The 16,559-nt window shown below is 71.3% G+C and carries 17 protein-coding genes; 3 read left to right on the top strand and 14 right to left on the bottom strand.

The features are described 5' to 3' along the window. From VFB40_RS05585 to VFB40_RS05535, 11 genes are all read right to left on the bottom strand, one after another. On the bottom strand, positions 1–782 hold a 782-nt coding region (locus VFB40_RS05585; protein WP_324848209.1), incomplete at its 3' end, for a HAMP domain-containing protein. Beyond that, positions 779–1,480 carry a response regulator transcription factor gene (locus VFB40_RS05580; protein ID WP_324848208.1) on the bottom strand — a complete coding sequence of 234 codons (702 nt, stop codon included), beginning with the start codon at positions 1,478–1,480 and terminating at the stop codon, positions 779–781. The genes VFB40_RS05580 and VFB40_RS05585, both read right to left, overlap by 4 nt. A 217-nt stretch (positions 1,481–1,697) precedes the next feature. Next, positions 1,698–2,327 (bottom strand): hypothetical protein, encoded by a 630-nt coding sequence (locus VFB40_RS05575; protein WP_324848207.1) that lies wholly within the window; start codon positions 2,325–2,327, stop codon positions 1,698–1,700. A 2-nt stretch (positions 2,328–2,329) separates the two neighbouring features. Further along, the gene (locus VFB40_RS05570) at positions 2,330–3,100 is read right to left on the bottom strand and encodes a hypothetical protein (RefSeq protein WP_324848206.1); all 771 of its coding nucleotides are present in this window, start codon (positions 3,098–3,100) and stop codon (positions 2,330–2,332) included. After that, positions 3,093–4,322: an ABC transporter permease gene (locus VFB40_RS05565; protein WP_324848205.1), complete on the bottom strand. Its 1,230-nt coding sequence runs from the start codon at positions 4,320–4,322 to the stop codon at positions 3,093–3,095. Before VFB40_RS05565 ends, VFB40_RS05570 begins: the two co-directional genes overlap by 8 nt. Beyond that, positions 4,322–5,203, bottom strand: a complete 882-nt coding sequence (locus tag VFB40_RS05560; protein WP_324848204.1) for an ABC transporter ATP-binding protein — start codon at positions 5,201–5,203, stop codon at positions 4,322–4,324. Before VFB40_RS05560 ends, VFB40_RS05565 begins: the two co-directional genes overlap by 1 nt. A 47-nt stretch (positions 5,204–5,250) precedes the next feature. Further along, on the bottom strand, positions 5,251–6,705 hold the full coding sequence (locus VFB40_RS05555; protein ID WP_324848203.1) for an efflux RND transporter periplasmic adaptor subunit: 1,455 nt from the start codon (positions 6,703–6,705) through the stop codon (positions 5,251–5,253). A 183-nt stretch (positions 6,706–6,888) separates the two neighbouring features. Continuing rightward, entirely contained in the window at positions 6,889–7,209 is a 321-nt protein-coding gene (locus tag VFB40_RS05550) for a hypothetical protein (RefSeq protein WP_324848202.1), read from the bottom strand. A 3-nt stretch (positions 7,210–7,212) separates the two neighbouring features. Beyond that, positions 7,213–7,845, bottom strand: coding sequence for a hypothetical protein (locus VFB40_RS05545; protein ID WP_324848201.1), 633 nt, complete (start codon positions 7,843–7,845; stop codon positions 7,213–7,215). Continuing rightward, a complete protein-coding gene (locus VFB40_RS05540; protein WP_324848200.1) occupies positions 7,842–8,366 on the bottom strand; it encodes a hypothetical protein in 525 nt (174 codons plus the stop codon). The genes VFB40_RS05545 and VFB40_RS05540 overlap by 4 nt, the downstream gene beginning before the upstream one ends. A gap of 127 nt (positions 8,367–8,493) precedes the next feature. Next, positions 8,494–9,213, bottom strand: a complete 720-nt coding sequence (locus VFB40_RS05535) for a hypothetical protein (protein WP_324848199.1) — start codon at positions 9,211–9,213, stop codon at positions 8,494–8,496. A gap of 182 nt (positions 9,214–9,395) precedes the next feature. Here VFB40_RS05535 and VFB40_RS05530 point away from each other — a divergent pair, with 182 nt between their 5' ends. Both VFB40_RS05530 and VFB40_RS05525 read left to right on the top strand, forming a co-directional pair. After that, positions 9,396–11,735 carry an FdhF/YdeP family oxidoreductase gene (locus tag VFB40_RS05530; RefSeq protein WP_324848198.1) on the top strand — a complete coding sequence of 780 codons (2,340 nt, stop codon included), beginning with the start codon at positions 9,396–9,398 and terminating at the stop codon, positions 11,733–11,735. 102 nt (positions 11,736–11,837) lie between these two features. Beyond that, positions 11,838–12,479: a TetR family transcriptional regulator gene (locus tag VFB40_RS05525; protein WP_324848197.1), complete on the top strand. Its 642-nt coding sequence runs from the start codon at positions 11,838–11,840 to the stop codon at positions 12,477–12,479. Between the two features lie 43 nt (positions 12,480–12,522). Here the strand turns inward: VFB40_RS05525 and VFB40_RS05520 are convergent, their stop codons facing one another. After that, entirely contained in the window at positions 12,523–13,839 is a 1,317-nt protein-coding gene (locus tag VFB40_RS05520) for a CPBP family intramembrane glutamic endopeptidase (protein WP_324848196.1), read from the bottom strand. Positions 13,840–13,952: 113 nt separating this feature from the next. Here VFB40_RS05520 and VFB40_RS05515 point away from each other — a divergent pair, with 113 nt between their 5' ends. Then, the gene (locus tag VFB40_RS05515) at positions 13,953–14,705 is read left to right on the top strand and encodes an ATP-binding cassette domain-containing protein (protein ID WP_324848195.1); all 753 of its coding nucleotides are present in this window, start codon (positions 13,953–13,955) and stop codon (positions 14,703–14,705) included. On the opposite strand, the gene hemB is transcribed toward VFB40_RS05515, so the two are convergent. Continuing rightward, on the bottom strand, positions 14,659–15,642 hold the full coding sequence (gene hemB, locus VFB40_RS05510; protein WP_324848194.1) for a porphobilinogen synthase: 984 nt from the start codon (positions 15,640–15,642) through the stop codon (positions 14,659–14,661). The two genes, VFB40_RS05515 and hemB, sit on opposite strands and share 47 nt — an antisense overlap. A gap of 202 nt (positions 15,643–15,844) precedes the next feature. Beyond that, positions 15,845–16,559: uroporphyrinogen-III synthase (locus tag VFB40_RS05505; RefSeq protein WP_324848193.1), on the bottom strand; the 715-nt coding region annotated here is incomplete at its 5' end.

Here is a 16,559-nt window from a genome sequence, read left to right as displayed (position 1 = left end):
GCGTTGAAGCTGACCGCGAGCCGGCCGAGCTCGTCGCGGTCGGCCCGGTCGCCCGGATCGATCCGGTGCGCCAGGTCGCGGGTCGCGGCGACCCGCTCTGCGGCCTCGGTCAGCTGGCCGATCGGGCGCAGCGCGGTGCGGGTGACCCACCAGCCGAGGCCGCCGGCCAGCAGGATCCCGGCGATGCCGGCGGCGAGCAGCTCGAGACCGAGCGAGCCGAGCTGGGACTCGGCCGCGGACAGCGGCAGCGCTACCTCGATCGCGGTGCCTTTGCTGAGCGGAGCGGTGACCATGCGCACGTCGGCGCCCTGCAGGTTGATCGTGCGGCGCTGCTCGGGCGCGGTCCCGGCGGCCACGGCGCGGTCGGCGGAGGTCACCGGCAGCAGCACCGCCTGGTCGGTGGTCGGCAGCGGGTTGCCGGTGGCGCGCACGATCTGGAGGTAGCCGACGGCGTCGCCGAAGCGCCGGTGCGGGCCGAAGGTGATGCTGGTGGCCGTGGCCAGGGTGGAGCCGGTCGGCTGCAGCTTGACGGGCTGCGGGCCCCTGGGGTGGGTCTTGGTGTCGGTGGCCAGGAATTTCACGCCGTCGACCTGCTTGTCCAGCTGCCGGTCGACGCCGCCGTACAGCTCGGCGCGCACCGCGAGATAGGCGTAGGTGACGCCGCCGCCGACCCCGAGCGCGACGGCGAGGGTCGCGGCCAGCGCGATGCGGGTGCGCAGCTTGAGGCGGCGGAAGCGACGCGTCAGCGCCTTGGCACGCGTGAGCGTCGCCGCCATGCTCATGTCCGGCATTCCCTAATGGTGTATCCGACGCCGCGCACAGTGTGGATGACGCGCGGGGCGTCGCCGATCTCGGTCTTGCGCCGCAGCGTGGAGACGAAGACCTCGAGCGAGTTGGATCCGGGGCCGAAGTCGTAACCCCAGATCCGGTCGATGATCAGCTCCCTGGTGACCACCCGGCCGGCGTTGCGCAGCAGCAGTTCGAGCAGTTCGAACTCGGTCTTGGTCAGGTCGGCGCGGCGCCCGCCGCGGATCACCTGACGGGCCGCCAGGTCCAGGGCGAGGTCGCCGCACTGGAGCATGGGCGGCGGGGGCGGGGTGTGCTGGGTGGCGCGGCGCAGCAGCGCGTTGACCCGGGCCACCAGCTCGACCAGGGCGAACGGCTTGACCAGGTAGTCGTCGGCGCCCGCGTTGAGGCCGAAGACCCGGTCGGCGATCGCGTCGCGGGCGGTGAGCATCAGGATCGGGGTGCGGTCCTCGGCGGCGCGCAGCGCGCGGGCCACGGCGAGCCCGTCGATGCCGGGCATAGCGACGTCGAGCACGAGCGCGTCCGGCGGGGTGTCGCGCACCGCTTCGAGGGCGGCGGCGCCGTCCGCGGCGAGCGTGACCGAGAAGCCCTCCAGCTTCAGCGCCCGGCCCAGGGCCTCGCGTACCTCGCTGTCGTCGTCGACGACGAGCAGCCGCGCTCCGCCGTTGACCATGGCTCACCCCTAGCAGTCTGGACGGGCTCCGCGGCTCGACCGGGACCTCGACGAGTAGGTCGCGGGCCTGGACGAGCCGTCGCCGGCGCCACTGCTGCCGGCAGCAGGCCCGTAACGCAAGAGTGGATGAATTTGCTGAAAGCTGCCTTAGAGGGACGGTGACAGATCGGCAACAAAGCCGGTTCGCGGCGACAAGCGCCGCGCAGTGGTCGGATGATCAGCCGGTCGGGGAACTGCTCGGCCTGGTCCCGGGCGTCGGCAGCAGCGGCGAGCAGACCTTGAGCGCGGCCGCGACCTTCGGGTCGCTCGGGTTCAGGCCGCCGAGGTAGCGGGCCGCCCGGTCGGCGCTCGAGGTCGCGGTCGGGAAGGCGGTCGGCCGGGTCGTCGGGATCGTGACGCCCTGCTGCGTCATGCAGTTGCGGAACGCGACCAGCTGGGTGCCGCCGCGCCCGCCGCCGAAGCCGCCGAAGCCGTTGGTGGGCCGCACCGAGGCACAGGCCTGCACCGCGGCCTGCATCTGCGGGCTCTGGCTCTGGCCGAAGAACCCTCCGCCGCCGCCACCGCCGAAGCCACCCGAGGGCCGCACGCCGGAGGGCCGGTCCGTGGGCCGGTTGCGGGAGGGGAAGGCGGTGGGGACGTTGGCGCCGTGCTGCCGCAGGCAGTCGAGGTAGGCGGCGTTGCCGGACGTGGACGCCGCCGCGGTCGGGGTCGAGGCGGCGGCCGGGGCGGTCCCGTTGCTGCCGCCGCACGCCGCCAGTACGCCGGCTACCGCCGCGGCCGCGCCTATCGCGACCGAGGTCTGGATGACGCTCTTTCGCGCGCCGCCGCTGAGGACTCTGCTGCTCATGGTCACTGCCCGCCAGTGCTGTTGGTGCCCGAAGTGGATGAGGTGCCGGCCGCCGTGATCGAGGTGGCGGTCACGTTGCCGCTGTTGTCGTTGCTGCCCGCGACGACCACGGTCTGTCCGGGCTTGAGCTGCGAGAGCGTGCCGGACTTGGTCACGTTGATCACGGTCGATCCGCTGGTGGTGACGGTGTAGACGCTGCCGTCCGCGGCCGTGACGTAGAGCTTGTTGCCGCTGACCACGGTCACGGTGCCGGTGATCGCGCCGCCGCCCGCTGCTCCGGTCCCCCCGCGGCCGAAGAACCCGCCACCCGCGCCGGTGCCGGTCCCTGCGCCGGTTCCGGTCCTGGCGCCCGCGAAGGCGGCGAAGTTGCCGCGCCCGGTCGAGGAGGAGCTGCCGCCGAGGTGCTTCTGCACCAGCACGCCGCCCACGAAGCCGGCGCAGATCAGCGCGGCGCCCGCGAGCGCCACGGTGACCTTCGGCAGCTTCGCCCGCGGCGGCCGCGCGGCGAGCGCGGTGCCGAGGTCGTCGGCGCGCGGCGGGATCGCCAGCAGGTCGGCGTCCGCCTCGTCGATCTCGGCGCCGAGGCCGGAGCCGCCCGGTTCCGCGCCGTTGAGTCCGGCACCGTTGAGTCCGGCACTGCCGAGATCCATGCCGTCCAGGTCGGACTCGGCCAGTTCCGCGTCCTCGTACTGGACCAGCTCGGCCGTGCGGACCATGTCTGGATCGGGTTCGCCGGCCGCCGCCGCGGCCCGCCTGGTTTCGAGCTCACTCATGACGTAGCGCCTCAATCGGATGGAGTTTGGCGGCCCGGTTCGCCGGCAGCGAGCCGAAGACCAGGCCGATCACGGCGGACACACCGAACGCGAGCAGGATCGAGGAGGGCACGAGCACCGGCTTGATCCCGTCCACGGTGAATCGGGAGCCGGCCACCCCGGCCACCACGCCGAGCGCCCCGCCGACCACCGAGAGCAGCACCGCCTCGATCAGGAACTGGCCGAGGATCGCGCCGCGCGGCGCGCCGAGCGCCTTGCGGATGCCGATCTCCCGGGTCCGCTCGGTGACCGTGACCAGCATGATGTTGGTGACCCCGATCCCGCCGACCAGCAGCGAGATCGCGGCGACCGCGGCCAGCAGCACGGTGAAGGTCTGCGTCGTGCTCGCCGCGGTGGACAGCAGCGTGGCCTCGTTGGTGACCGTGAAGTCCTCGCTGGCCGCGGTCACGTGGTGCGACTCGAGCAGCAGGCTGGTCACCTCGGCCTGGGCGGCGTTCGCGGAGCCGGAGTCCTTGGCCTGCACGGCGATCTCGCTGAGCGAGCCGAAGCCGGTGAGGCTGTCCTGGACCGTGGTCAGCGGCGCGATCGCGAGGTTGTCCGGGTCGTTGAAGGTGCTGGCGCCGCCCTTGGCCACGAGCGTGCCGACCACGGTGTACGGCACGCCGCCGAGCTGGACGGTCTTGCCGATCGGGTCGATGGTGCCGAACAGGTTCGTCACCACGGTCTGCCCGATGACCACCACCTTGCGGTGCTGGTCGACGTCCTGCGCGGTGAAGGAGGAGCCTGACGCGATCGAGTCGTTGGAGATCGGCAGGTAGGCCGGGTAGGTGCCGACGATCTGGTTGATCGTGGTGGTGGCGCCCTGGTAGGTGGCGGTGGCCGAGGTGGAGGCCACCGGGGCCACCACCGACACGTCAGGGTCCTGATCGGAGGTGGCCAGCAGCTGCGCGTCGGCGACGGTCAGGTTCGAGCTCTTGCTCTGCGTGCCGGTGCGGGTGGCGGCGGCCCGGCCGAACCCGCCGGCCTGCCTTGTGACGGTCAGCAGGTTCGAGCCGAGGCTGGAGATGCGGGCCTGCACCGCCGCGCCGCTGCCCTGGCCGACGGCGATCAGCAGGATCACCGCGCCGACGCCGATGAGGATGCCGAGCGTGGTCAGGCCGGAGCGCAGCTTGTTGGCCTTGAGCCCGCGCAGGGCGAAACGGAACACCTCGCGTACCCGCATCAGGCACCTGACCAGGGGGCGTCGAGGGTCGTGGCGGTGGTCGGCGCGGTAGGCGCGGTAGGTAGGGCGGGCTGCGGTCTCGCCGCGGCGTGCCGACCCGCGTCCGCCGTGGCCAGCCGCGGGGGAAGGCCGTCGGCCGGCGCGAGCCGGACGTCTTCGACGATCAGCCCGTCGACGAGGCGGATGAACCGCTTGGCGTGCGCCGCGATGTCCTCCTCGTGGGTGATCAGCACGATGGTGCGGCCGGAGGAGTTGAGCTGGTCGAACAGGCTCATCACCTCGTAGCTCGACCGGGTGTCCAGGTTGCCGGTCGGCTCGTCGGCCAGCACCAGCGAGGGCGCGGTGACCAGGGCGCGCGCCACCGCGACGCGCTGCTGCTGGCCGCCGGAGAGCTGGTTCGGGTGGTGGTCGATCCGGTCGCCGAGCCCGACCAGGTGCAGCGCGGCCAGGGCCCGGCGCCGCCGCTCCGGACCGCGCACGCCGCCGTACACCAGCGGCAGTTCCACGTTCTCGAAGGCGGTGGTGCGCGCCAGCAGGTTGAAGGACTGGAACACGAAGCCGATCTTGCGGTTGCGCACCAGTGAGAGCTGCCGCTCGTCGAGGTCGGCGATGGCGATGCCGTCCAGCCGGTACTCCCCGGCGCTGGGCACGTCGAGGCAGCCGACGATGTTCATCAGCGTGGACTTGCCGGAGCCGGACGCGCCCATGACCGCCACGTAGTCGCCGTGCGGGACGTCGAGGTCGATGCCGCGCAGCGCGTGCACCGCCGCGTCGCCCTCGCCGTACACCTTTCGCAGGCCATTGATCCAGACCGCGCTGGGCCGCGCCGGGGCGTAGACCGTGGCCTGCGCGGTGTTCGTCGTGGGCGCTGTGTCGGTCATGGGCGCAGCGTCGTTCGTATGCGCTGTGCCGGCGGTATGCGCCTCGGTCATCCCCGGCCTCCGGTGACGGCCGCGCCGCCGCCCGTGCCGAGCCCGCCGCCGAGTCCGGCGCCTCCGCCGAGGCCGCCGAAGCCGCGGCCGGTGGTGCCGGTGGTCGTGGCCAGGGTCAGCAGCACGTTCTCGCCCTGCGTCAGGCCGCTGGTGATCTGGGTGTTGGTGGTGCCGACGATCCCGGTGGTGACCGGGGTGATGGTCTCCTTGCCGTCCGCGCCGACCACGGTGACCACCGAGCGGCCGCCGGTCGTGGTGATGGCCGAGTTCGGCACGTACAGCGTGTCGCTGGCCTCACCGGTGACGATGGAGATCGACGCGGACTGGCCGGGTCGCACACTGGCGGGCACGGCGTCGGTCAGGTTGAGGGTGACCGCGTACTCGACCACGTTGGAGACCACGGTCGAGGTCGGCGAGATGACCTGCACCTGCGCGGGGTACGACTTGTCGGTCGCGTTGAGCGTGACGGTCGCGGACTGTCCGGCCTGCACCGAGGAGACGTCGGTCTCGGAGACGTCCGCGGTGACCTGAAGCTGGCTCAGGTCGGCCATCGTGATGAAGGCGCCGGAGCTCGCGGACGACGAGGACGAGGAGGAGGACGAAGAGCCGGACGAGCTGCTCGCGGCGGAGCCTGTGGAGCCCGTACCGCTACCGCTCGAACCGCTGGAGGAGCTGGAACTGGTCGGTGCGCCCGTGGTGGTCGACCCGGCGCTGACCGAGGAACCCACGAGCCCTGCGATGCTCAGGATCGTCCCGTTGCTCGGCGCGGTGATCACGGTGCCCGCGACGGCGCTCTGCGCGCTGTTCACGGCCGCCTTCGCCTGGGTGACCGCCTCCTGGTCCTGCGCGATCGTGCCCGGATCGACGTAGGCGCTGTTCGCCTGCTGCGCCTTGAGCAGCGTCAGGGCGTTCTCGGCGTTGGTGAGCTGCTGCGCGTCCTGCGCGCAGACCTGCGAGGTCGAGGCGGAGGTGCATTTGGCCGTGGAGTAGGCGTTCTGCGCGTTCGTCACGGCCTGCTCGTCCTGCGTCAGCTGCGCGTTGTTCAGCGCGACCTGGGTGGAGTTCGGGCCGTTCTGCGCCTTGGCCAAGTTGTCCTGGGCGACCGTCAGCTGCTGCTGGGCCTCGGTCAGCTGGAGGTTGGCCTGCGTGGGATCGATCTTGGCGAGCGTCTGGCCGGCGGTGACCGTCTGACCGACCTTCACGTCGATCTCGCTGACCTTGCCGGCGGCGCCGAAGGCGAGCGAGGAGGTCGCGGCGAGCGCGAGGTTGCCGGAGGCGGAGACGGAGGCGATGACCGTGCCGCGCTGCACGGCCGAGGTACGCGTGGTGGCGGCCCCGGCGCTGGTGGCCGGGCCGACCGTCGCGTAGGCGACACCCGCGCCGGCCAGCACGAGCGCGGCGAGCGACCCGTTGAGCACGAGTCGGCGGCGGGAGGACTTGAGCGGCGTCATGGCCCGGAGTGTTGGGCGCTAATCTGAAGCGAAGGTGAAGCGCAGAGCTTTTGCACAGGATTCTCAGAGTGCGCTCAGCGAACTGTTACTTTCCCATGACACTGTGCTCGACCGACACAGTGCCCAACTGACGCTGTTCCCCATTGGCTGCCCGGACGCGGCCGCGGGCTGAACGGTCAAAGGTCATTGCCAGCGGCCGTACCGCGCGAGCCAGGTGATCGCGGCGGCGAGATAGCTGAAGAGCCCGAGAATCGCGATCCCGGCTACGGCAGCGCCGGTCGCCACGTCGGTGCGGGTCGCGGCGGTCCAGACGGCGCCACGGGCCTGATCGCCGAGGACGAACGGCGCGGCGATCAACCAGCCGCCAAGCAGTGCGATCAGGAAAAGCCCGGTCAGCGCGGTGACGGGGGCTTTGGGCCGAGGCGCGACTGGCGGGATCGACGGCAGGTCGGCGCGGCCTGGCTCGATGCGGTCGCAGCGCTGGGCCGGAACGTTCGCGGACATCGGTCACGGCTCCTGTCGTCGAACCTGATCGCCATGCTTTTGGTCGTGGCTGTGCTGCCTGGCCTGGTCCTGGCTGCGCAGATCGGCGGCGAGCGCGGCGACCAGCGGCGTGAGCATGTCGCGCAGCGCGCTGCTCGAGGTGGATGTGGCGGTAGTGACAGGTTCGGCGGTCTCGGACTTGGACTCGAGCTCGAGATCGGAATCCGGTTCGACGTCAGGTTCAGCGGATTCAGGTTCGAAAGTCCCGGCCGGTACTGACCGCTCGTCGATTTCCAATTCGGTGACGTCATCCTGCGGGCGCAGCCGCGAAAACAATGCGGCGGCGAAGAGAATCGCGGACAACAGCGCGACCGCGACGATCGCCGCGCCGGTTTCCAGATCCACCGCGGCCGCGCGAGGCAGCTTGGCGGCGCCGCGTCGCATGTCGAGTGCGTAGGGCGCGAGGAGTAACCAGCCGCCGCCTAACGCGCAAAGCACTGAGGTAACCAGTCCGAGGTACGGCGCGAGCACCGGCGCCGGGGCCGGAATCGCGGACCGCGCGGGATAGGCGGCGTGCGCCGTCCAGACCTCGGTTGGCGCGGTCTCCTCCTCGACCACGGGAGCGAGGCCGGTCGATTCGGTCGTCGCCGCGGTCATGCGCGCGCCTGCTCGACGAGATCCCACGTGGCCGCGCGGACCAGAGTGGAGAGGGCGAGCGGGCGCAACACCTCGACGGCGGCGCGGCGCGCTCGTTCGGTCAGTCCGGTCCAGCCGCGTCGTCCGCCCGCGTCCCCGACGCCCGCCGCGTCCGGCTGCGCGGTTTCCGGAACCAGGCGCGCAGCTGCGCAGGCCAGGAGCGGATAAGCCAGTGGATCGTGCTCGATGCCCTCGGCCATCGCGGCCAGCATGACGCCGACGAGGGCGAGTTCCTCGTCCGGGCGCAACAGGGAGAATTCGGCGCCGAGCCAGGAATTGAGCGCCTCGTCGAGCGTGCCCGTTAAGGTCGCGCGGCCCCCGTCGGCACTGGCCACCGGCTCGAGGATTTCCGGGACCGCCTCGCCCGAGAGGCGGTCCTTGAGCATGAACGCGGCGATCGAGCCCACCGCGATCGCGGGGACCAACGCGAAGAGCTCCGCGTAGTCGCGGTGCACGAAGGTATCGAAGCCCGTGGCGTCCACTGTGTGAATCTTGCCGACCGGCCGAAGCGGTGTCAGCAGTCTTCATTCCCGGGGGTGACAGGCCGTCACCCGCAAGTGTGCCCTGACCAGTGATCGGACGGCCCGGTCAGTGGTCCAGGTCAGACGCTCAGAGGAGGCCCGCGACCTCGGTGAGCAGACCCGAGACCGTCGACTTGGCCTTGCCGAAGCCGCTGGTCAGGTTGCCGGACACGCCGGGCGCGACCTGGTTCAGCGTGCTGTCGACCGAGGAGGTGCTCACCTGATCGAGCGGGAGCTGACCGGTGGGGAGCAGGCCGGTTACCGTGCCCAGGCTTCCGCCGCCGGTTCCGCTGCCGCCGGTGTTGCCGCTACCGCCACTGCCGGTTCCGCCGCTGCCGCCGCTGGAAGCGGGCGACACGGTGCTGCTCGGCTGAGTCGCGGTGGTCGCAGCGCCCTGCGGCGTTTGATGCCCCGGCACTTCGCCGACGGTCGCGCCGTGCGCCCAGGTCGGCTCCGGCGCCGCCTGCCTCGGTCGCACCGCCGTCGCCGACCCGGGCAGCAGGCCGCCGGTCACGGCGCCGGTGCCGAGCGTCGGGACGGTGCCGAGCGAGAGCGTCCCGGTGCTCAGCCCGCCGCCAGGGAGCGAGGCCCCGTCCAGCGAGCTGACGTCCGCCACCGGCACCGGCGCGCCGAGGCCGCTGGCCGCCAGGTCGACCGGATCGCCGCCCTGCGCTCCGTCCGCCAGGCTCGCTCCGGCGGGATCGAGCGCGGCGGCGGTCAAGCCCACTCCGGTCAGGGTTGCGCCGACGGCCAGTGTGCCCAGCGCGATGGTGCGCACCCGTGTCCGGGGTTTGGCATGGGTTCCCATCAGAATGTTCCCTTCTGGCCGGGGACGCGCTGCGCACCCGGCCGCACAGCCTTCTTGGAAGGCGCGGAGCTTCCATTGCATGAGGAGGCACGAAAGGGCGTAGGTCGAATAACAGACAATTCACTCAATGGGGTGAGCCATGCGTGGCGGTACAGTGCAGGTAGGAACCCCAGGAGGCGACGATGGCCACCGCAGCACCGCGACAGGATCCGGCCGACGAGAACATCTCAGTCACCGACGCGAAGGACTGGGCCGCCGGGGTCCCCGGCGCCGCGCACTCGCTGCGGATCGCGCAGCGGCAGATGGGGGTCAAGCGCACCGCGCTGACGCTGCTGCGGGTCAATCAGGTCGACGGCTTCGACTGCCCCGGCTGCGCCTGGCCCGAGGGCCAGGACCGCGGACATCTGGAGTTCTGCGAGAACGGCGCGAAGGCGGTCGCCGAGGAGGCGACCCTGCGCCGGGTCACCCGCGAGTTCTTCGCCGAGCACTCCATGGCGGACCTGGCCGGCAAGTCCGACTACTGGCTCGGCCAGCAGGGCCGGCTGACCGAACCGATGTACAAGGCCCCGGACGCCGACCACTACCGGCCGGTCGGCTGGTCCGAGGCCTTCCGGATCACCGCGGACGCGCTGCGCGCCTGCGAGCCGGACGAGGCGGTGTTCTACACCTCCGGCCGCACCTCGAACGAGGCCGCCTTCCTCTACCAGCTGATGGTGCGGCGCTACGGCACCAACAACCTGCCGGACTGCTCGAACATGTGTCACGAGTCCAGCGGCTCCGCGCTGAGCGAGACGCTCGGCGTCGGCAAGGGCTCGGTCTCGCTCGACGACCTCTACAAGGCCGACCTGATCATCGTGGTCGGCCAGAACCCGGGCACCAACCACCCCAGGATGCTCACCGCCCTGGAGCGGGCCAAGCGCGCGGGCACGCAGATCGTCGCGGTCAACCCGCTGCCCGAGGCCGGCCTGATCCGGTTCAAGAACCCGCAGACCGTCCGGGGACTGGTCGGCAACGGCACCGCGCTGGCCGACGCCTTCCTCCAGATCCGGCTCGGCGGCGATCTGGCCCTGTTCCGCGCGCTCGGCAGACTGCTGCTGGAGGCCGAGGACCGCGCGCCGGGGCACGTCCTCGATCAGGCGTTCATCGAGCAGCACACGCACGGCTTCGACGCGTACGCGAAGGACGTCCGCGAGACGTCTTGGGACGACGTGCTGGAGGCCACCGGCCTGCCGCGCGAGCAGATCGAGGCGCTGGCCAAGCGGGCGCTCGGGGCGCGCAACATCATCGTGTGCTGGGCGATGGGCCTGACCCAGCACAAGCACTCGGTGCCGACCATCCGCGAGATCGTCAACTTCCTGCTGCTGCGCGGCAACGTGGGCCGGCCGGGCGCCGGGGTGTGCCCGGTGCGCGGGCACTCGAACGTGCAGGGCGACCGCACGATGGGCATCTACGAGAAGCCGCCGGCCAGGTTCCTGGACGCGCTCGCGGCCGAGTTCGGCTTCGAGCCGCCGCGCGAGCACGGCTACGACACCGTGGACGCGATCCGGGCGATGCGCGACGGCAAGGTCAAGGTGTTCTTCGCGGTCGGCGGGAACTTCGTGAACGCGACTCCGGACACGGCGGTCACCGAGGCGGCGATGCGCAACTGCGGGCTGACCGTGCAGGTCTCCACGAAGCTCAACCGTTCGCACGCGGTCACCGGCCGCGCCGCGCTGATCCTGCCCACCCTCGGCCGCACCGAGCGGGACGTGCAAGAGGGCGGCGAGCAGTTCGTGACGGTCGAGGACTCGATGTCGATGGTGCACGCCTCGCGCGGCCGGCTTGAGCCGGCGTCACCGCAGCTGAAGAGCGAGGTCGCCATCGTCACCGGGCTGGCCGGGGAGCTGTTCGGCGGTCGGGTGACGGACGGGGCGGAGTCGGTCGAGTGGAGCTGGCTGGCCGCCGACTACGACCGGATCAGGGAGCGGGTGGAGCGCGTCGTGCCCGGCTTCGCGGACTTCAACAAGCGGGTGCGCGAACCCGGCGGCTTCCAGCTGCCGCACGGCCCGCGCGACTCGCGGACCTTCCCCACCGCGACCGGCAAGGCGAACTTCACCGTCAACGCGCTCGAGGTGCTGCGCGTACCGGAAGGGCACCTGCTGTTGCAGACCGTCCGCTCGCACGACCAGTACAACACCACTATCTACGGGCTCGATGACCGGTACCGCGGCGTCAAACAAGGGCGCCGGGTGGTGTTCGTGAACCCGGTGGATCTGGCCGGCCTCGGCATCGCGGACGGCGATCGGGTGGACCTCGTCTCCGTGTGGCGGGACGGGGTGGAGCGGCGCGCCGCGGACTTCCGCGTCGTGCGCTACCCGACCGCGCGCGGCTGCGCCGCCTCGTATTTCCCGGAGACGAACGTGCTGGTGCCGCTGGACTCGACGGCGCAGGTATCGAACACGCCGACGTCCAAATCGGTGGTGGTGCGGCTGGTTCCGGCCGGGAGCGCGACCGAAGCGACCGAGGTGTCGGCAGACGACTGACAGAACAGGCAGCTGAGGCTACGAGAGCTGAGGGTCCACCAGATGGCGCAACCGATGCTCCGTCACAAATGCAATCTATCGAGCCATATATAAACTGACGGTATGACACAAGTACGTACCGTTGACGGGCGGATCGCCGGCCGCCGGGGTCAGGCCACCCGCACCCGGCTCCTCGAATGCCTCGGCGAGCTGATCGCGTCCACCTCGTACCGGGACGTGACCGTGATCGACGTGGCCCGGCAGGCCGGAACCTCGCCGGCCACCTTCTACCAGTACTTCCCGGACATCCAGACCGCGGTGGTCGAGCTGGCCAACGAGGTGCTTAAGGAGGCCGCGACGCTCCGGGACCTGGCCGCGGAGCAGAGCTGGAGCGGGCGCTCCGGCACCGTGGCCGCCGCGGCCCTCGTGGACGGCTTCCTGGACTTCTGGCGGCAGCACGACGCGATCCTGCGCGTGGTGGACCTGGCCGCGGCCGAGGGGGACCGGCGATTCTCCCGGATACGCATGAAGCTGCTCAACTCGGTGGTGCAGGCGCTGACCGAGGCGATCTCGGAGCTGCAGCGCGGCGGGAAGCTGGACGCCGACGTGCATCCGGCCGCGACCGCCGGCGCGCTGGTCACCATGCTGGCCGCGAGCGCGTCGCACACCAGGGCCTTCGACAGTTGGTCGGTCAAGGACGGCGAGCTGCGCTCCGGCCTGACCCGGCTGGTGGCCTGGGGCGTGACCGGGCGCAAGCCGTCCTGACGCGGGGCGGGGCGGGCCGGAAGGCGCGGTCCCGGGCCTTCAGTCAGACGCCGACCGCCGTGCGCCACTGGTTGAAGCGGCGGCGGGCCGAACGGTCGGACAGCTCGATGCAGGCGATCACGATCACCATCACGAAGGTCGCCAGGCCCAGCGCGAGCAGTCCGAGGCCGGCCAGCGCGGGCTGGAGCGAACCGGCGAACTCCAGTGCGTCGTAGACGGCGTGCGCGAGCACGATCGGCCACAGCAGCCGCCAGCGCCGGTAGACCCAGATGTTGACCACGGTGAAGCAGATCACTGCGAGCGAGGCCCAGCCGTAGTACAGGTGGAACGGGATCCGCAGCGCGATCGCGACCAGGTAGATCACCCAGGCGCGCCTGCCGAAGCCGGCCTGTTCGAGGGCGGTGACCACCATCCCGGTGATCAGCACCTCCTCGCCGAAGCCGGCCGAGAGCGCGACCACGATGCCGACCGGGACCATCCACAGGCTGTGGCCCTGGTCCGGCGCGCCGGTGGACTTGCCGGTGACGTTGACGTAGATCACCACGGCCAGCAGGAACCCGAGCACGCCGGCCATGGACAGGAAGAACGCCCGAGCGAACTGCCAGCCCCGGCCGCGCTCGGCGGGCCGGGTCGGCGCGTATGCCATCTGCGGGTAGGACATGTAGCCCTGGTAGCCGGGCGGCGCGGGTGCGGAGTACGGCGGCGCGTACAGCTGCGTCTGCGTCGGATACGGGTACTGGTACTGCGGCACCGGGTACTCACCGACCGGGTACTGGCCCGAGGGATAAGCCGCCCCAGGGTACGGAGCCCCCTGGTTTGGAGCACCTGGGTATGAGCCATACGGCGCGTACAGCGCAGGAGGCTTCGGCTTGTTGAAGCGGCCGAAGATCGAGCTGAGCGTGAGGCCACGGCGCAGGCTGAAGTACGCCACACCGAACACCACGGTGCACGCCTGCATGATGTACTGCATCATCTCGCTGCCGGCCTCGATCCAGGAGTGGATCTGCTGGTCGGAGCCGAGCGCCGGATCGGTGAGCAGGCCGACCGCGCTGATCACGCCGAGCCCGAACGAGACGAAGTACACCGCGCCGATCTCGGCCAGCGCGCGCAGCGGGGAGATGCGGCCGGGTGGGCTCGGCGCGGATTCCGGTGCGGGAGGCGCGACGGGAGACTGGGAGTATCCGGCGGGCTGAGACTGCGGCTGCGGCGGTGGCTGCAGGCCGGGCGGCACGGGAGGTGCGGACGGCCCGGCAGGAGACTGGAACGGCTCAGGAGCGACCGACTGCGCCCCGGTCGACCGCAGCTCGGAAGGCGGTGCGGGAGCGTCAGACGCCCGGCCCTGTTCCTGAGTGTGGTCCACCGGCACTCCAAGTTCCGATCGTCACCGCTTGATGGATGACAAGTACCCCGATTACACGCGAGTCTGCTTTGTATCACGGGAGTCTGTGAATGGGAGCTAAGGGAGATGTGAATTTGACTCCATCCGCTCCCCTGCGGGTCGAGGGTGTTACCGCTGGCTATCGGGGCGTCCCGGTGCTGCGCGAAGTGACCTTCGAGGTCGGCGAGGCCCGGGTGCTCGGACTCGTCGGGCCGAACGGCGCCGGGAAGTCGACCCTGCTCGACGTGGTCTGCGGGTCGCTGCGGCCGACCGCGGGCCGGGTGTGGCTGTTCGGGCGGGACGTGACGCGGCTGCCGGTGCACCGGCGGGCCCGGCTCGGGCTGGGGCGCACCTTCCAGCGCCTTGAGCCGTTCAGCTCGCTCAGCATCGCGGACAACCTGCTGGTCGCGGCCGAGCTGTCGGGAGGAGGGTTGTCCCGCTCAACCGGACAGCCCGGTCGGCGCGAGGATGAGCTGTCCAGTTCAACCGGACGGCGCGCTGACGACCCGGCCACCGTCGTGCGCGACCTGCTGCGACGCTTCGGTCTTGTCGACTTCGCCGGCCAGCCGCTCGCCGCGGTGCCCACCGGCATCGCCCGCATCGTGGAGATCGCCCGCGCGCTGGCCGCCGGGGCTCGCGTCCTGCTCCTCGACGAGCCTTCCTCCGGCATGAGCGAGCAGCAGGTCGAGGAGTTCGCCGGGACGGTGCGCGCGCTGCGCGCGGGCGGCCTGGCGATCGTCCTCGTCGAGCACGATCCGGGGCTCATCGAGGCGGTGAGCGATGACGTGCTCGAGCTGGGAGTCAGCCGAGCAGTCGGATCGCGTCCAGCGCCCAGTACGTCAGGATGATCGACGCCCCGGCGCGCTTGATCGAGGTCAGCGTCTCCAGGATGGCCGCGTCCCGGTCGATCCAGCCGTTCGCCGCGGCCGCTTCGACCGTCGCGAACTCGCCGGAGATCTGATAGGCCGCCACCGGCACGTCCACCTCGTCCGCGACCCGGCGCACGATGTCCAGGTACGACATGGCGGGCTTGACCATCACCAGGTCCGCGCCCTCGGCCAGGTCCAGCCGTACCTCGCGCAGCGCCTCGACGGCGTTCGCCGGGTTCTGCTGGTAGGTCTTGCGGTCGCCCTGCAGCTGCGACTCCACCGCGTCGCGGAAGGGCCCGAAGAAGGCCGAGGAGTACTTCACGGCGTAGGCCAGTATGCCCGTGTCCTGATATCCGGCGGCGTCCAGCGCCCGGCGCACGAAGCCGACCTGGCCGTCCATCATCCCGCTGGCGCCGAGCAGGTGCGCGCCCGCCTCGGCCTGGGCGACGGCCATCTCGCCGTAGATCTCGAGCGTCGCGTCGTTGTCGACGGCGCCGTCCGCGCGCAGGACGCCGCAGTGCCCGTGGTCGGTGAATTCGTCAAGGCACAGGTCGCTCATGATGACGGTCGAGTCGCCGACCTCGTCGGCCACTTCGCGGATCGCCCGCTGCAGGATGCCGTTCGGATCGACCGCTGCCGAACCGGTCGCGTCCCGCTCCTCCGGCACCGCGAACAGCATCAGCCCGCCGACGCCGGCCGTCACGGCCTCGTGCGCCGCCTTGCGCAGGCTGGAAAGGGTGTGCTGGTAGACGCCCGGCATCGAGGCGATGGCCGCGGGCTCGTCCAGGCCCTCCTTCACGAACATGGGCAGCACGAAATCGGCCGGTTGCAGCCGGGTCTCGGCCACCAGCCGGCGCAGCGCGGGCGTCTGCCGCAGCCGCCTCGGCCGCACGGTCGGGAATTGGGATGCCGTCATGGAAACCAGCCTATCCGCCTGGCTGAATCCGGACTTCAGATCCGCCGGATTCGCCGCCGCTGTTCAGAATTCGGTTACGCAACCCCGTCACGCCCGGACGGCGCCTTCCGGTTCACCGCGCGCCGCCCGGCCTTGTCCTGCTATCTGTACCGCTTCTCTGTACCGCTGCCCTACTTCACCGCTGCCCTACTTCACCGCTGCCTTACTTCGCGCGCCGGGCCCGCGAGGAGCGTCGCTCCGAAGGCCGCAGCACCGGCTCGCCGGCCGCGATCGCGGCCTCGCGCCGGGCCTGTCCGAACGCGGCCAGCGCCTCGGCCAGCACCGCGGCGCTCGGCGCCGGCGCGAGCACGTCGACGCGCAGGCCGTGCTCCTCGGCCGTCTTCGCGGTCTGCGGACCGATGCACGCGATCACCGTCGAGGCGTGCGGCTTGCCCGCGATGCCCACCAGGTTCTTGACCGTGGAGGAGGAGGTGAACAGGACCGCGTCGAAGCCGCCGCCCTTGATCGCCTCGCGCACCTCGGCGGGCGGCGGCGCGGCGCGCACCGTGCGGTACGCGGTCACGTCGTCCACCTCCCAGCCCAGCTCGACCAGACCCGCCACCAGCGTCTCGGTGGCGATGTCCGCGCGCGGCAGGAAGACCCGCTCGATGGGGTCGAAAGCCGGATCGTAGGCCGGGAAATCCTCAAGCAGCCCGGCCGCCGACTGGTCGCCCGAAGGCACCAGGTCCGGCACGACGCCGAAGGCACGCAGCGCCTTGGCGGTCTGCTCGCCGACCGCGGCGACCTTGATCCCGGCGAAGGCGCGCGCGTCGAGCCCGTACTCCTCGAACTTCTCGGACACCGCCTTGACCGCGTTGGCCGACGTGAAGGCGACCCACTCGTACCGCCCGGTGACCAGGCCCTTGACCGCGCGCTCC

This window comes from Actinocrinis sp., assembly GCF_035650855.1.
Lineage (GTDB): Bacteria > Actinomycetota > Actinomycetes > Streptomycetales > Catenulisporaceae > Actinocrinis.
Note: the sequence above shows the minus strand (reverse complement) of the source record. Positions and strands in the feature narration are given on the sequence as shown.

What these genes read in the sequence shown, in the direction of transcription:
- VFB40_RS05580 (WP_324848208.1), bottom strand. Translation starts at nt 1,480, where the DNA reads ATGGTCAACGGCGGAGCGCGGCTGCTCGTCGTCGACGACGACAGCGAG.
- VFB40_RS05575 (WP_324848207.1), bottom strand. Translation starts at nt 2,327, where the DNA reads ATGAGCAGCAGAGTCCTCAGCGGCGGCGCGCGAAAGAGCGTCATCCAG.
- VFB40_RS05570 (WP_324848206.1), bottom strand. Translation starts at nt 3,100, where the DNA reads ATGAGTGAGCTCGAAACCAGGCGGGCCGCGGCGGCGGCCGGCGAACCC.
- VFB40_RS05565 (WP_324848205.1), bottom strand. Translation starts at nt 4,322, where the DNA reads ATGCGGGTACGCGAGGTGTTCCGTTTCGCCCTGCGCGGGCTCAAGGCC.
- VFB40_RS05560 (WP_324848204.1), bottom strand. Translation starts at nt 5,203, where the DNA reads ATGACCGACACAGCGCCCACGACGAACACCGCGCAGGCCACGGTCTAC.
- VFB40_RS05555 (WP_324848203.1), bottom strand. Translation starts at nt 6,705, where the DNA reads ATGACGCCGCTCAAGTCCTCCCGCCGCCGACTCGTGCTCAACGGGTCG.
- VFB40_RS05550 (WP_324848202.1), bottom strand. Translation starts at nt 7,209, where the DNA reads ATGTCCGCGAACGTTCCGGCCCAGCGCTGCGACCGCATCGAGCCAGGC.
- VFB40_RS05545 (WP_324848201.1), bottom strand. Translation starts at nt 7,845, where the DNA reads ATGACCGCGGCGACGACCGAATCGACCGGCCTCGCTCCCGTGGTCGAG.
- VFB40_RS05535 (WP_324848199.1), bottom strand. Translation starts at nt 9,213, where the DNA reads ATGGGAACCCATGCCAAACCCCGGACACGGGTGCGCACCATCGCGCTG.
- VFB40_RS05530 (WP_324848198.1), top strand. Translation starts at nt 9,396, where the DNA reads ATGGCCACCGCAGCACCGCGACAGGATCCGGCCGACGAGAACATCTCA.
- VFB40_RS05525 (WP_324848197.1), top strand. Translation starts at nt 11,838, where the DNA reads ATGACACAAGTACGTACCGTTGACGGGCGGATCGCCGGCCGCCGGGGT.
- hemB (WP_324848194.1), bottom strand. Translation starts at nt 15,642, where the DNA reads ATGACGGCATCCCAATTCCCGACCGTGCGGCCGAGGCGGCTGCGGCAG.